Source organism: Corynebacterium glutamicum ATCC 13032, from assembly GCF_000011325.1.
Lineage (GTDB): Bacteria > Actinomycetota > Actinomycetes > Mycobacteriales > Mycobacteriaceae > Corynebacterium > Corynebacterium glutamicum.
In genome coordinates, this window is record NC_003450.3 from 1,259,300 (window position 1) to 1,274,946 (window position 15,647).

At 55.1% G+C, this 15,647-nt stretch carries 14 protein-coding genes; 10 read left to right on the forward strand and 4 right to left on the reverse strand.

The window, feature by feature from the left end:
• Window positions 1–126: 126 nt before the first annotated feature.
• From CGL_RS05955 to CGL_RS05970, 4 genes are all read right to left on the reverse strand, one after another.
• A complete protein-coding gene (locus tag CGL_RS05955; protein WP_011014193.1) occupies window positions 127–690 on the reverse strand; it encodes a molybdenum cofactor guanylyltransferase in 564 nt (187 codons plus the stop codon).
• Window positions 691–1,902, reverse strand: coding sequence for a molybdopterin molybdotransferase MoeA (locus CGL_RS05960; protein ID WP_011014194.1), 1,212 nt, complete (start codon window positions 1,900–1,902; stop codon window positions 691–693).
• 483 nt (window positions 1,903–2,385) lie between these two features.
• Window positions 2,386–3,519: a GTP 3',8-cyclase MoaA gene (moaA, locus tag CGL_RS05965; RefSeq protein WP_011014195.1), complete on the reverse strand. Its 1,134-nt coding sequence runs from the start codon at window positions 3,517–3,519 to the stop codon at window positions 2,386–2,388.
• 64 nt (window positions 3,520–3,583) lie between these two features.
• A complete protein-coding gene (locus tag CGL_RS05970) occupies window positions 3,584–5,311 on the reverse strand; it encodes a long-chain fatty-acid--CoA ligase (RefSeq protein WP_011265702.1) in 1,728 nt (575 codons plus the stop codon).
• Window positions 5,312–5,842: 531 nt separating this feature from the next.
• On the opposite strand from CGL_RS05970, the gene rho reads away from it, so the two are divergent.
• From rho to CGL_RS06025, 10 genes are all read left to right on the forward strand, one after another.
• Window positions 5,843–8,131 (forward strand): transcription termination factor Rho, encoded by a 2,289-nt coding sequence (gene rho / locus CGL_RS05975; RefSeq protein ID WP_011014197.1) that lies wholly within the window; start codon window positions 5,843–5,845, stop codon window positions 8,129–8,131.
• On the forward strand, window positions 8,131–9,207 hold the full coding sequence (gene prfA, locus CGL_RS05980; protein ID WP_003854866.1) for a peptide chain release factor 1: 1,077 nt from the start codon (window positions 8,131–8,133) through the stop codon (window positions 9,205–9,207). The genes rho and prfA overlap by 1 nt, the downstream gene beginning before the upstream one ends.
• Window positions 9,208–10,047, forward strand: coding sequence for a peptide chain release factor N(5)-glutamine methyltransferase (gene prmC / locus CGL_RS05985; protein WP_011014198.1), 840 nt, complete (start codon window positions 9,208–9,210; stop codon window positions 10,045–10,047).
• Window positions 10,048–10,096: 49 nt separating this feature from the next.
• On the forward strand, window positions 10,097–10,747 hold the full coding sequence (locus tag CGL_RS05990) for an L-threonylcarbamoyladenylate synthase (protein ID WP_003861324.1): 651 nt from the start codon (window positions 10,097–10,099) through the stop codon (window positions 10,745–10,747).
• Window positions 10,748–11,896 (forward strand): MraY family glycosyltransferase, encoded by a 1,149-nt coding sequence (locus CGL_RS05995; protein WP_011014199.1) that lies wholly within the window; start codon window positions 10,748–10,750, stop codon window positions 11,894–11,896.
• Between the two features lie 56 nt (window positions 11,897–11,952).
• Window positions 11,953–12,402 carry a hypothetical protein gene (locus CGL_RS06000; protein WP_003854858.1) on the forward strand — a complete coding sequence of 150 codons (450 nt, stop codon included), beginning with the start codon at window positions 11,953–11,955 and terminating at the stop codon, window positions 12,400–12,402.
• A gap of 638 nt (window positions 12,403–13,040) precedes the next feature.
• Window positions 13,041–13,853 (forward strand): F0F1 ATP synthase subunit A, encoded by an 813-nt coding sequence (gene atpB, locus CGL_RS06010; RefSeq protein WP_003854856.1) that lies wholly within the window; start codon window positions 13,041–13,043, stop codon window positions 13,851–13,853.
• A gap of 133 nt (window positions 13,854–13,986) precedes the next feature.
• Entirely contained in the window at window positions 13,987–14,229 is a 243-nt protein-coding gene (locus CGL_RS06015) for an ATP synthase F0 subunit C (protein WP_003854855.1), read from the forward strand.
• 30 nt (window positions 14,230–14,259) lie between these two features.
• Complete coding sequence (locus tag CGL_RS06020) at window positions 14,260–14,826, forward strand: F0F1 ATP synthase subunit B (protein WP_011014201.1); 567 nt, start codon at window positions 14,260–14,262, stop codon at window positions 14,824–14,826.
• 5 nt (window positions 14,827–14,831) lie between these two features.
• A complete protein-coding gene (locus CGL_RS06025; protein ID WP_003854845.1) occupies window positions 14,832–15,647 on the forward strand; it encodes a F0F1 ATP synthase subunit delta in 816 nt (271 codons plus the stop codon).

Consider the following 15,647-nt stretch of genomic DNA (forward strand, 5'->3'; position numbering starts at 1 on the left):
GGACAGGCCAGATAGATCGTGCGGGAGGCTCCATGCGGAGTCTAAACCTCATTCATTCAAGTCGGTGATGCCCCGTGTTCGGGAATATGAAAGAGTGTACAGAAAAAGCAGAGCTCACGTTTCTCATCAGTGGGCTTTAGGGAGCGTTACGTTGCCCAATACCTCCAGTTCAGCCACCGTATCGTAGTCTTTTTCAGTGCCATCGCCACCCACTTCCACAATGTGTCCCGCTTGCTTCAGTAACGCTTTTGCCGGTCGATTTCTAGTCTCGCCCAGGCTGTGAATCACCGCTTCTAGGCTGCCACTTCTCCACAGCGCGCACAACGGTTGTACCCAGCCATCGGCAGCAAGGGTTACGGCCACATCGGCTTTGCCAATCTGTGCCTGAAGTAGGGGCAGCATCGCTGCAGAATAAGGCGCGTCCACGGCAAGAATCGCAGTGAATTCATGGGCGTGCTCAAAAGAATTCAGCCCTGCCTCGATTCCCGCGACCGGCCCGCCAAGCGGAGGTTCCTCGCAGACAGTCGTGATTCCGTCGATGATCGCGGGGGAAACCACCACGACGTCATCTTCTGGATCCAGCTGTGAAAGCAGGATATCCAGCAGCGTGCGACCATCCACCGCCACAGCAGCCTTATCCACCCCACCCATGCGTTTACCCTCGCCACCAGCAAGAATGATGATATTCATTTACATTCTCCCCAGCACAACATCAACCAGACCGTCCTCGGCAATCGACGAAGTCACCAGTGCAATACCGCCACTTCCAGCCAGTGCACCGACCATATGGGATCGATGTGCCTGAGAATTTGCCATTCTTTTCTCCCAATCAATCGCCACCGGTATCGCCAATACGGCGCCCTCCCGCGCCTTCAGCGCCCGGTTCGAGCGCAGCGCCACCACAGGGAGTTCGCTTATCGACGCCAGCCTCTTTCCACCCCCTAATCTCTCAATTACCGGAACAACAAAGAGCCTAAAACTAACCCACGCCGCCACCGGGTTTCCCGGCAGACACACCACTTTTGCGTCGCCCCACTGCCCATGACCTTGCGGTTTACCCGGCTTCATCGCAATGGGGAAGAATTCAAAACCACCAGTCTTAGTTCCCACGGCTTTGACCACATCGAACGCGCCCGCCGAGATCCCACCCACAGTGATGATCACATCCGCAACCTCTGCAGCCTTATCGAGCGTCTCCCTCAATGCAGTCTCAGAATCATCGGAATGGAAATGCTGCGGATCCTTAATCCCCACGCGTTTTAGCTCCGCAACCAGCATCGGCCCATTGGAATTAGGGATACCCCAGGGATTTCCCTGGTTTAGCTCATCACCGGTAGTGATCACCGCAACCCGAGGGCAAGGATGGGCTTTTACAGTGTCATGGCCAACTGAAATCACCGTCGACACAGTACCCGCATCAAATGCCGTCCCCGCAGCAACCGCAATTTCGCCTTCTTTAAGATGCTCACCAGCATGGCGAATATTATTCCTCTCACCTGGTAGCTCATTGATCGTGATTTCTGTAGGAAGCGAGTGATCCACCGGAGCATTGGTGAGCTCCACTGGAACCACGATCATGTCCTTGTTGGTGGATGGGACGGGTCCACCTGTCATCACACGGATGGCTTTTCCATTATTAATGCTCGCCGGCGCAGAACCCGCCGGAGTATCACCGCCCACAAGAAATGTCCACGGCCCGCTGCCATGGATGTCTTCTTTCAAAATGGCGTAACCATCAACAGCAGAATTAGTAAATTTCGGGATAGGAATTGTCGCGACAACATCCTCTGCAAGGTGACTTAACGGATGCGCGCCGAGGATAGGGGTTTTTACTGGCGGAAGCGGTGCGACGCTGTCTATCAAAATGGAAAGATAGTCATCGACGCTGCGTTGCTGTGCCACTTGAAACCCCTTTTTCGACAATAAACACTCAAATATATAGGGTAGTTGCCAAATCAATAGTTCGCGCTGTTTTAAGAGGTTGAGATTCTCAAACGGGTGTTTGTATAGATCACATTGCGATCATGCCTTAGACGCGATTCTGAGAGGGCAAGTTTTTTGAGTTCCGGTTCCAATTTTAAGCTCGACCAAACCACAGTGCCCACGAACTGGAAATTCGACAACTCTGGGCATTTGTGTCTGGTTTCAAGCCGTCGAAACCAGACCACGCTGCCCATGAACCGGGAAAACCTGAGCCGTGGGCAGTGTGGTTTGGTCATGGCGTTCGAATGCTGATTCGGGCCAGACAGGCGTGACAAGATTGGCGAAAAGTCTATGATTTTGGCACACCTGTCCGGTTATCGGGACCAAAAACCAGACACACGTGCCAAAAGCTGTGGAAATTCTCGAATCTTGTCACGCCTGTCTGGTTGGGGCTGGTATGGGCTAGCCACCGATGGCAGACATGGGGCGATCTGGTTGGAGGAAGCCTTCATCGTCGATGCCATGGCCGGGTTTCTTCTCCCACATGGCGCCTGCCCACAGTTGCGCGAGCTCATCGTCGGAGGCGCCGTCGCGAAGCGCGTCACGTAGGGGAGTTTCAGTGCGGGAGAAAAGGCAGTTTCGGATGGTGCCGTCGGTGGTGAGGCGGGAGCGATCGCAATCTCCGCAAAATGGGTGCGTCACCGAGGCGATGATGCCGATTTGTCCAGTGATATCAGGGTTGGATTTATCTACCACATTCCACAGCGCAGCAGGTGCAGCTCCTCGGGGTTCCTTGGCGGGGGATAAGGTGAATTTTTCTTCCAGGCGCGCCAGGATTTCTTCGGCTGTGACCATATCGCCGCGTTTCCACTGCTCGCGCGGGCCAAGTGGCATTTGTTCGATGAATCGCAGTTGGGAGCCTTTGGAAATGCAGTATTCCGCAAGGGGGACGATATCTACTTCATTGACCCCAGGCATGACCACGGCGTTGATCTTCACTGGGTGAAGGCCAGCGGCAACAGCGGCATCGATGGACGCCAACACACCGGACAATCGATCACGCCTGGTTAGCGAGACGTAGCGTTCGGCGTCGATGGTGTCGAGTGAAATATTGACCCGGTCAAGACCAGCTTCTTTCAGTCCTGCGATGCGTTTGTCTAGGCCAAGGCCGTTGGTGGTGAGAGCGATGTGAACTTTTTCGCCTTCGTCGGTGCGCAGGGCTGCGGTGCCGGCGATGATGTCTTCCAAATTTTTCCGCAGTAAAGGCTCGCCGCCGGTGAATCGAATTTGACGAATGCCCAGCTTAACCACCGCAATGCGGATGAGTCGCAGCACCTCGGCGTCGTTAAGCGTCTGCTCGGTGGGCAGCCACTCTAAACCCTCCGCGGGCATGCAATAGGTGCAGCGGAGGTTGCATCGGTCGGTCAGTGACACCCGCAGGTCACGCGCGATGCGTCCGAATCTGTCCACAAGCACGCGATTGCCGTCTGCGGGTGGCAGGTACGCATCATGTTTGATGCTCGCAGAAGTGCTTTTCGACGCCCCCTCCCGATCATTTCGGGGCGGCGTTGGCGAAAGATAAAGGCGAGTAGTCATCTTCTTGCCCATCCTAGAAAGAGCTGCGGAATAAAGCCAGTAAAAGCCGGAATAAATAGGGAAGTTATTTTTCACCTGGCCCTTTAAGCTTAATTACTTCGAAATCGCCGTTGCGCAGGTGGTTGCGGAGGTCCTTCTTGTCATATTTACCGACGGAGGTTTTATCCACCTCATCAACAAATGTCCAATATTCTGGCAGCATCCAGTTGGGTAGGCGGTCGCGAAGTTGATCGCGGAGGCGCTCGGCGGTTTCCCGGGTGCGTTCAATGCCGGGGTAGAGCATGGTGACTGCGAGGGGACGTTCCACCCACTTGTCATCGGGGAAGCCAATGACGGCGCATTCGACAACCTCTTCCGTAGCCACGATGAGGTTTTCCAGCTGAGCGGAGTAAATCCACTCGCCGCCAGAACGGATGACATCGCGGGCGCGGTCTTGGATGGTGAGGAATCCATCGCTGGTGACAGATCCAACGTCCCCGGTGCGCAGCCAGCCGTCGGCGGTGAAGAGCTCATCGTTTTCCTCTTCAACGTCATGGTCGCGGAATGTTGAGGCGGTGCCACCTTCTTTTTCCACATCGGGGTGGAAGTAACTTGCAGTCACCCACGGACCGCGGACCTGAATCTCGCCCTCGTTGCGGTCGGTGGACGCCATGACCTGGCCGTCGTTGACAATGCGGTACTGCAGGGAGGCGGGGAATCGGCCCTGGGAGACTCGATAATTCCACCGGCTTTCACCAGAAACACCTGATGGTGGGCGAGACACAGTACCCACGGTGGAGGTTTCCGTCATACCCCACACGTGGACAACATCCACGCCATAGCGCTGCTCCCACATGGTGATCACGATTGGAGGCACCGCAGAACCGCCCACGTATAGCTCACGCAGAGACATACGCTCTGGGGGATTTTTCAGGTAGTGAACCATCAGCTGAATCCAGAGAGTAGGCACGCCATGCGCCACGCGAGGCAGCGTGGTGGAAATGATCTTTGCCAATGTCGGCGCAGAAAGATCCGGTCCAGGAAGCACCAGGGGAGTGCCGGACATAAACGCTGCGATCGGCACGCCCCAGCTGAGGACGTGGTAAATCGGCACACAGCACAGGAACGTTTCGCCGTGTTCCACTGCGAGGGAATCCGTGGTGCGCAAGCTCAACGACTGTAAATAAAGCGAGCGGTGGGAATACACCACACCCTTCGGCGGTCCCGATGTACCGGTGGAATAGCAAATTGCAGCAGCAGTGCGTTCATCCTGCTCGGGCCAGTTGTAAACAGTGGAACGGCCGTCAAGGAGCGCTTCATAGGAATACAGCTTCATTCCCTCCGGCATGTGGGCCGCCGCGCTAGAGAAATCATTCGGTCCAATAAACACCACGGCACGAACTTTTGGTGTTTCTTTTAAGATCTCACCCAATTGTTCAGCCATGCGCGGATCAGCGATAACCACTTCAGCTTCAGAGTGATTGAGAATGAACACAATCTGATCATTCATCAACTGCTTGTTCAGCGGATTAAACACGGCACCCATGCATGCGACTGCAAACATAGTTTCCATGTGTTCCGCGCAGTTATAGAGCATCGACGCCACTCGCTGATCCCCAGTAATACCTAAAGAATCATGCAGCGCATGAGCCAAAGCCGCAGCTCTAGCCCCCACAGCACTAAAAGTTTGCTGTGCTTGTTCAATGCCATCGGCACCGCCCCACGTGGTGATCAAAGTATCACCGTGAACAGTGGACCCGTACTCGAGGATTCTGGTTAATGACAGTGGGACGTCCTGCATCGTGCTGAGCATGCAATCAACAATAGCCGGGGCATGCGACACGCAACGACAGTGCAAGCAATCAACTTTGAAAACGTCGAAACTTTATGCAGCTTTTAGCGAGGGGAATGAGACATAGGGCAATACCATGCGCTAGAATTATCGACCAAGGCCGGGAACAGCTTCCCGGTGCACACAAATTCCCAGGCAAAACGCACAAATTAGCGTGCAGCGGAAGCAATAGAAAATTCCGTGTGACTGAGAATTGCTGAAGGGGCACCCGGAGGGTGTGAAACTTAAAACCCATTAGTTTTTAAGATCACATCTCGGCCTGGAAGAAAACACACAGTTGCGCGGTTCCTGCGTTACAGGTGAGTCAACTTCTAATATTTGTGTCATCCTGCGCGATCGCTTTCAACGTGCGTAGACAACTCGCATGTGCGACCACCATTTGGGTGCCACGTTCAATTACACAGAAGCCGAGTTCAGCCATATTTTTCGCCCGTCATATGAAAAACGGGTACATCACCGCAGCTTGGTCTGAACTGCAATGAAAGGAAATCTGTGACAACCACAGACAACACCGCAGCGAATCAGGGTGAACTGACCGCCCTCCGACTGCCGGATCTGCGCAAAATTGCCGCCGACCTTGGGCTCAAGGGAACCTCGGCATTGCGTAAGGGCGATCTGATCAACGCCATCTCTGCAGCCCGCGAGGGTAAGCCAACCGCAGCTGCGAAGAAGACTTCCCCACGCAAGGCCCCATCACGCACCCGTGCGACACAGCCTTCCGCACCGGTTGAGCAAGCACAAGAAGCTCCCGCGCAAACTTCAACTGCACCTGCTTCAGCACCATCTGAAGAGACTCCCGCAGCTCCCGCTCGTCGTGGACGTCGCCGTGTAACCACCACCGCGACCACCCCAGAGCCAGCAGCGCCTGCACAATCCCAGCCTGCAGAAGCTCAACCAGCACAGACTCAGGCTGCACAGCAAGAAGAACTTCCTGTTGCAGCGAAGGAGTCCGCACCAGCTACAGAAAACACTCAGGGCCAAGCTCAGGGCCAAGCTCAGGGCCAAGCTCAGGGCGATGAGCACGATGATCGTTTTGAGTCCCGTTCTGCTGCACGCCGAGCACGCCGCAACCGTCAGCGCCAGATCCACCGCGATGGCGATGACAATGCGAATGCAAACACAGAGTCTGAGCAGAACACCCCTGCCCAGAACGCAACCGCACAGGCTGAGTCTGAGCAGACTGCAGCTCCTGCACAGGCTGAAGCAGCTGAGCAGAACCAGAACGATAACAGCGAGTCCTCCGAGAACCGCAGCGATAACTACCGCAACAACAATCGTCGTTCCCGCAACAACCGGAACAATCGCAATTACCGCGATAACAACGAGTCCTCTGATAATGCAGGACAGTCCAGCAATGATGATGCCGACAACAATCAGGCACGGTCTGAGGACAATAACGACGATCGCCGTTCTCGTAATAACCGTAACAACGACCGCAATGATCGTAACGATCGCAATGACCGCGACAACGACGACAACGATGATCGCCGCAACCGTCGCGGACGCCGCAATCGCCGTGGACGCAACGACCGTAACGATCGCGACAACCGAGATAACCGGGATAACCGCGACAACAGCAACGATGGCGACAACAACCAGCAAGATGAGCTGCAGCAGGTAGCAGGCATCCTGGACATCGTGGACCATAACGTCGCATTCGTGCGCACCACCGGTTACCACGCTGCACCTTCTGACGTGTTTGTCAGCAACCAGCTGATCCGCCGTATGGGTCTTCGTTCCGGTGACGCCATTGAAGGTCAGGTTCGTATGAACCAGGGTGGTGGCAACCACAACAACCATGGTCGCAACCGTCAGAAGTACAACAACTTGGTGCGCGTGGAGATGGTTAACGGTCTTCCTGCTGAAGAGACTCGCAACCGTCCTGAGTTCGGCAAGCTGACTCCTCTGTACCCGAACCAGCGTCTGCGTTTGGAAACTGAGCAGAAGATTCTTACCACTCGTGTGATCGACTTGATCATGCCTATTGGTAAGGGACAGCGTGCTTTGATTGTGTCGCCACCTAAGGCTGGTAAGACCACGATCCTGCAGAACATTGCGAACGCTATTTCCACCAACAACCCAGAGTGCTACCTCATGGTTGTTTTGGTTGATGAGCGTCCGGAAGAAGTTACTGATATGCAGCGCTCCGTCAACGGCGAAGTGATTTCTTCTACTTTCGATCGTCCACCATCAGAGCACACTGCGGTTGCTGAGCTGGCGATTGAGCGTGCGAAGCGCCTGGTGGAGCAGGGCCAGGACGTCGTTGTTCTGCTTGACTCCATTACTCGTTTGGGCCGTGCGTACAACAACAGCTCACCTGCATCGGGACGTATTTTGTCCGGTGGTGTGGATTCCAATGCACTGTACCCGCCGAAGCGTTTCTTGGGTGCTGCTCGAAACATCGAAAATGGTGGATCTTTGACCATCATCGCAACTGCCATGGTGGAAACCGGCTCTGCTGGTGACACCGTGATCTTCGAGGAGTTCAAGGGCACTGGTAACGCTGAGCTGAAGCTGGATCGTAAGATCTCTGAGCGCCGCGTTTTCCCAGCTGTGGATGTTAATCCTTCTGGTACTCGTAAGGACGAGCTGTTGCTCAACCCGGACGAGGCTCGCATTATGCACAAGCTGCGTCGTATTCTGTCTGCACTTGATAATCAGCAAGCCATTGATCTGTTGATCAAGCAGCTGAAGAAGACCAAGTCCAATGCGGAATTCCTCATGCAGGTTGCTTCCAGCGCTCCAATGGCAGGCACAGAAAAAGAGGAGGATTACTCCTAATGGCATCGCAGGTTTCTGCAGTTGACGATATTTTGTCGGAGTACCACGGTCTGGAACAGCAGATGGCTGATCCGGAGTTGCACAATGATGCGGCAGCAGCGCGCCGGGTAGGTAAGCGCTACTCGGAGTTGCAGCCGATCATTAACGTGCACCGTGATTTGGTGTCTGCCCAGGAAGATCTTGAGGCAGCCCGTGAAATGGCACATGAGGACCATGAGTTCCAGGCCGAGGCTGAGCGCCTTGAGGTGGAAGTTGTGGAGTTGGAAGAAAAGCTCGCTGATCTTCTTGCACCTCGTGATCCTCATGATGGCGAAGACATCGTGATGGAAATCAAGGCTGGCGCAGGCGGCGAAGAGGCAGCGTTGTTCGCTGGCGATTTGTTGCGCATGTACCAAAAGTTTGCGGATAAGCACGGCTTTGTCGTGGAGGTTTTGGACTCTGCAGAATCTGACCTCGGTGGTGTCAAGGACATCACCTTGTCTATTCGTTCCCGTCAGCCATCCCGCGATGGTGCGTGGAGCCAGTTCAAGTTTGAAGGTGGCGTGCACCGTGTTCAGCGTGTGCCTGTTACTGAATCTCAGGGACGCATCCAGACCTCTGCTGCTGGTGTCTTGGTTTACCCAGAACCAGATGAGGTGGAAAACGTTGAGATCGATGAGAAGGATATTCGCGTCGATGTGTACCGTTCCTCAGGTAAGGGTGGTCAGGGCGTTAACACCACTGACTCCGCTGTGCGTATTACCCACTTGCCAACTGGTTTGGTGGTGACCTGTCAGAAGGAGCGCTCCCAGATTCAGAACCGTGCGCGTGCGATGCAGGTTTTGGCTGCCCGTTTACAGGCGATGAAGGAAGAGGAAGCGGCGGCTGAGGCTGCTACGGGACGTGCTGCGCAGATTCGCACCATGGACCGCTCTGAGCGCATCCGTACCTACAACTGGCCGGAAAACCGCATCAGCGATCACCGTATTGGTTTTAAGGCGAACAACCTTGATTCGGTTCTCGATGGTGAATTGGATGATCTGTTCACCGCGTTGCAGGCTGCTGAGCGTGCAGAACGTCTTGAGGCCGAGGGCTAAATGCTGACCCTTGGGGAAGCTTTGCGCGACGCCACCGCCACCCTGGAAAGGGCGGGGGTGGCGTCGCCACTTGTGGACGCTCGTTTGATTGCGGCTCATTTGCTGGGTTGCGGTCCGCTCGATATTGCATTGCGCATGCGTGATGAGGTGCCGGCTGGGTTTGCGGCGGCGGTTGAGCGTCGTGCGCGACGCGAACCGCTGCAGCACATCTTGGGCACGGCACCCATGGGCCCGTTGGATTTGCATGTGGGACCGGGCGTGTTCATTCCGCGCCCGGAAACCGAGGTGCTCGCGGACTGGGCCGTGCGGCAGGTGGCTGGCGACGTCGAAAAGCGAAAAATCGTTGACCTGTGCACCGGATCCGGCGCGCTTGCGGCCTACATCGGGCATGCGCTTATCGACGCGACCCTCTACGCTGTCGAACTCGATCCGGGGGCAGCGACCTGGGCGCAGCGAAACTTTGATGAATTTGCCCCGCAGGTGAAGCTCATCCACGGTGATGTAACAGATCCGACATTGTTGGCTGAGGTGCATGGCACGATCGATCTCGTTGTGTCAAATCCGCCGTATGTGCCTGAATCTGATGATTTGGATCCAGAGGTCTACCAAGATCCACACATGGCGGTATTTAGTGGCGCTGATGGCATGGATGTCATCAACAAGATGGTGCACCTGATCTTCAATTTGCTGAAATCTGGTGGGGCAGTGGGCATCGAACATGATGACACCACTTCTGACGCCGTCCGCCAAGTTTTTTCTCAGCACGGGGGATTTGGCACTATTGAAGTGCTTCATGATCTCACCGGCAGAGCGCGTTTTGTTACAGCGCGTAAACTGTGACTTTGAAAAATTTTTGAACAATCCGTACACCAACTTCAGGAGAAAAACAGTGAGCAGAATCTATGACTGTGCCGACCAAGACTCCCGTGCAGCAGGCCTAAAGGCGGCTGTCGATGCAGTCAAAGCCGGTCAGCTCGTTGTCCTTCCCACGGATACCCTTTATGGACTCGGCTGCGACGCTTTCAACAACGAGGCAGTAGCCAACCTTCTGGCCACCAAACACCGTGGCCCCGATATGCCCGTTCCAGTGCTCGTCGGCAGCTGGGACACCATTCAAGGACTTGTGCACTCCTATTCTGCGCAGGCAAAAGCGCTTGTGGAGGCGTTCTGGCCTGGTGGACTGTCCATCATCGTTCCGCAGGCACCAAGCCTTCCGTGGAACCTTGGCGATACCCGTGGCACCGTAATGCTGCGCATGCCACTGCACCCAGTTGCCATTGAATTGCTGCGCCAAACCGGACCAATGGCTGTCTCCTCCGCCAACATCTCCGGACATACTCCTCCAACCACCGTGCTGGAGGCTCGTCAGCAGCTCAACCAAAATGTCGCTGTCTACCTCGATGGTGGCGAATGCGCGCTGGCCACCCCTTCAACCATCGTGGATATTTCAGGCCCCGCACCAAAGATTTTGCGTGAGGGTGCCATCAGCGCAGAACGCGTTGGCGAAGTACTTGGAGTGTCGGCAGAAAGCCTGCGCTAAATGGGAGTCGGTTTCGCGGGAATCCCGCTGCGCGAATTGGGATTGGTTATCCTCGTTGCAGCGGCCATCACGTATCTCAGCACGGGCATCATCCGCACCGTCATGGTGAAAAGTGGTCGCCTCAATGAGATTCGTGAACGAGACGTCCATGTCATCCCCAAACCACGGCTTGGTGGCGTGGCGATGTTCAGTGGATTTCTCGGCGCAGTATTCCTTGCGGACCAGCTTCCCGCCTTGACTCGCGGGTTCATGCCCATCACCCCGGAGATGAATGCCGTCATTTGGGCAGGCTTTGTCATCGTGGTGGTGGGCGCACTGGATGACCTTTTTGATCTTGATGCCATCACTAAATTGGTGGGTCAAGTAATTGGTGCGGTGACTATGAGTTTGCTTGGTCTCACGTGGTCCATCCTCTATGTTCCCTTCGGTGGGGGCACCACATTGCTTCTCGACCAAGTCCAGTCAACAATCTTGACATCCCTGTTCACCGTGGCGTTGATTAATGCTCTGAACTTCGTTGACGGTCTTGACGGCTTGAGTGCCGGCGTAGGAATGATCGCGGGTGCAGCCATCCTGCTGTTCTCCCTGACGATTCTCTTCGACCAAAACGGCGCCGTATCGGCCTATCCGCCGGCCATCATCGCAGCGGCTCTCGTAGGAATTTGCGCGGGAGTTTTGCCCCATAATTTTGAACCCTCGCGAATATTTATGGGCGATTCCGGCTCCATGCTCATCGGCCTGCTGTTGGCTGCAGCATCGACCTCAGCGTCAGGAAAAATCAACATGAGCCTGTATGGCGCAGCTGATTTTATCGCATTGATCTCACCCATCATCGTTGTTCTCGCCGCCGTGGCCATCCCACTGCTCGACCTCGTGATGGCAGTGGTTAGGCGCGTGGGCAGGGGAGCATCACCCTTTTCCCCGGACAAAATGCATCTGCACCACCGACTGCTGTCCATCGGACACACCCATAGGCGCGTGGTCCTAGTGCTCTACACCTGGGCGAGCGCCGTGGCATTCGGCGCAGTGAGCTTCTCCGTCGTTCCGCCACTGTTTGCCACCGGATCGAGCATCTGTGGCATCCTCATCGCCGTCGCTGTCACAGCCGTGCCAGTGATGAAAAGCCGGCGAGCCGCCAAACTTGATTAAGTGATTGTCACTTTGGATTGTCATATTGGGCGAATAAACCGGTAGGATTCCCCTTCGTGAGCGCCGAAAATACCGAGAACACAGATTCCCCATTTGAAATCTCCGAGTTTGATGATCACCGACGCCCCCTCCAGCGGGCCCTCAAATTCGGTTCCATCGCCCTAATTGTCTTCACCCTGATCTCCCTAGCGATCTGGGGTGCTACTCGCGGCGTACCCGGCGTATGGGGAGTTGTTATCGGCGCAGCAGTTGGCGGAGGCTTTGTCCTCTTAACGGCTCTCAGCGTCCTGTTTACAGCTAATTCCAACGTCACCACCACCGGTGCGGTGGTGCTCGGTGGCTGGCTGCTGAAGATCGTTATTCTGATCATCGTGCTTGCAGTCATCAAAGACATGACCTTCTACGACAACACCGCCCTTTTTGTCACAGTGGTGATTGCCTTAGTAGTTGTCCTGCTGACTGAAGTCTGGGGAGTCGTGACCTCTAGGGTTACATACGTCGGATAAGCAATCGGTCATTTCAACGCCCCCACACCCCTTGAAACAGGGGAGTGGGGGCGTTTTAATACCTGCCCCCGCTACCCATTGTTGACTAGGTGAGTGGGCTTAGGTGTCTCAGAGCACAGTAGTCGGACATTAGAGAGCTGCACCGCAGTAAAAGGCCACGATGTAGGAGGTGGGCGGAGTGTCCGTGCTGGGAAACTGGCGGGGAACTTTTAGAGATAACCCTCCGAATTGCTGGCAAATTTCTGATGAAATTTCTCCGCGAAGCCCACATGAACTACCCCCGTTTACCCTCAAAATAAGCCCTGTGACACACATAACACCCCCTAATCGTACCCGCTCACACGCTATTTTCGAGGTGTGGTTCGCCTTCGGAAACGAATGCCCCCGCCCCACTTGGATAAAAGACGAATTCACCTGTTAGTCTATAACGCGGGTTGAACCGAGAAACCCCTCAAGGCAGCAGACAATAGCCGCAAGGGGTTTTGCGGAGCACGTCCCCTGTGATCGTTGCGCTGATGTGCGACGGAGTCCGTAGCGATTACAGCGAGTTTTTCAGACGTCCATCGCACCGTGCACAACAACATTTCAGGTGCACGGCCCGAACACGGGAGAGAACGCTGAGCGTTACAACACTGTCCATGAAGGGCGAATTCCACGCCCCCGATTTGGACAAAGAATTTTTCCCGGGGCACGTAACCGATAGTGGTGAAGTCGTGAACATGCTGTTCACCGATTTCGCTAATGGTTGGTTCGCAATGGACCGCATCGTATTGATCCGTCTTCTTATGACGGCAGTCGTTGTGGTCTTCTTCCTTTGGGCTATGCGCAAGCCAAAGCTTGTTCCGCATGGCGTCCAGAATTTTGCAGAGTACGCACTCGATTTCGTTCGTATTCACATCGCTGAAGACATCCTCGGAAAGAAGGAAGGTCGTCGGTTCCTGCCGATCCTGGCCACCATCTTCTTCGCGGCTCTGTTGATGAACCTTGCAACGATCATCCCGGGACTAAACATCTCCTCCAACTCACGTATTGCATTCCCAATCGTGATGGCGGTAGCTGGTTACATCGCGTTTATCTACGCAGGCTCTAAGCGTTACGGATTCTTCAAATATGTGAAGTCTTCTGTTGTGATTCCGAACATTCCACCAGCACTTCACGTCTTGGTGGTTCCAATTGAGTTCTTCTCTACATTCATCTTGAGGCCAGTCACCCTGGCACTGCGTTTGATGGCCAACTTCCTTGCTGGCCACATCATCCTGGTTCTGCTTTTCTCCGCAACGAACTTCTTCTTCTTCCAGTTCAACGGATGGACAGCAATGTCCGGCGTAACCATCTTGATGGCAGTACTCTTCACGGTTTACGAGATCATTGTTATCTTCCTGCAGGCATACATCTTCGCTCTGCTGGTCGCTGTATACATTGAGCTTTCACTTCACGCGGATTCTCACTAGATGAAAAAGGTCGCTATTAAAAGCTTCTTGCACAAGTCGCCCAGATAGCGAGCGGACCACTCGGTCAACTGAATAACCCCACTAAACACTTCACAGCCCGAACACACGGGCACCAGAAAGGGAACGACACCTCATGAACGAGATCATCCTGGCACAGGACGCAACCGAGTCCACCATCACCGGACTTGGCGCTGTCGGCTACGGCATCGCAACCATCGGACCTGGCCTCGGCATCGGCATCCTGGTTGGTAAGGCTCTCGAGGGTATGGCACGTCAGCCTGAGATGGCTGGACAGCTCCGTACCACCATGTTCCTGGGCATCGCCTTCGTTGAGGCCCTGGCACTGATCGGCCTTGTTGCTGGCTTCCTGTTCTAATCAGCTAACTTAACCGAAAGCTGGTAAACCATGGCGAATTCGATTTACAATTTGGCGCAAGCAGATGCGCTGCCTTTGGAGAGCGGAAACTCAATTCTGTTCCCTCCTCTGTATGACATCGTCTGGTCCCTCATCCCGTTTTTGATCATCCTGATCGTATTTTGGAAGCTTGTTCTTCCGAAGTTCCAGGAGGTCCTGACCGAGCGTGAGGACCGGATCAAGGGAGGCATTCAGCGTGCCGAAGCCGCTCAGGCTGAGGCCAAGGCTGCCCTTGAAAAGTACAACGCACAGCTCGCTGAGGCCCGTACTGAAGCTGCTGAGATCCGTGAGCAGGCGCGCGAGCGCGGCAAGCAGATCGAAGCAGAACTGAAGGACAAGGCTAACGAAGAGAGCAACCGCATCATCGAGTCCGGTAGCAAGCAGCTTCTGGCACAGCGCGAGCAGGTCGTTAACGAACTGCGCCGCGAAATGGGCCAGAACTCCATCAACCTTGCCGAGCACCTTCTTGGAGATCAGCTCTCCGATAACGTGAAGCGCTCTGGCACGATTGATCGCTTCCTCGCTGACCTCGATACCGTGGCACCGAACGGAAAGTAGGCGACATGCACGCAGCAAGCCGCGAGGCACTGGCAAAGGTTTCGTCCGATCTGGACGCTGCTCTAGCAGCAGACAACACCATGGCAGTTGCCGCCCAGGCTGGAACTGAGCTTTTCGACGTCGTCGACATTCTCGACGGCGACCGAGCTCTGCGTGTTGCTGTTGCCGACTCTTCTAAGGACGCACACAGCCGAGTCGGCCTCATTGAGGCTGTCTTCGGTGGAAAAGTGAGCCCATCTGTTCTCGAAGTCCTCAAGGACGCCGCAGAGCAGACCTGGTCCACTCCACGCGAGTTCCGCGCTGGACTAGTCCAACTTGGCCGTCGCGCCCTTCTTCGCTCTGCGGAGAAACAGGGTCAGCTTGGTCAGGTGGAAGATGAACTGTTCCGACTCAGCCGAATCCTGGATCGCGAAAGCAAGCTGACTCAGCTTCTTTCAGATCGCACTCAGGAAATTGGCGGTCGACGTGACCTCCTGGCTAAGGTGCTCTACGGCAAGGTAACTGCTGTTACCGAAGCCCTCGCACTGCAGGCTATTGGTCGCCCTGAGCACAACCCAATTGACGATATCGCAGCTTTGGCTGGCGCTGTAGCAGAGCTACAGGGTCGTTCCGTTGCACATGTCGTTACCGCAGTTGAACTCAACGAGGGACAGCAACAAGCGCTAGCTGAAAAGCTGGGACGTATTTATGGTCGTGCGATGAGCATCCACTCCGAGGTTGATACCAGCCTCCTCGGTGGAATGATCATCCGCGTCGGAGACGAAGTAATTGACGGCAGCACCTCGGGCAAACTCGAGCGTCTGCGGGCAAGCTTCGCATAA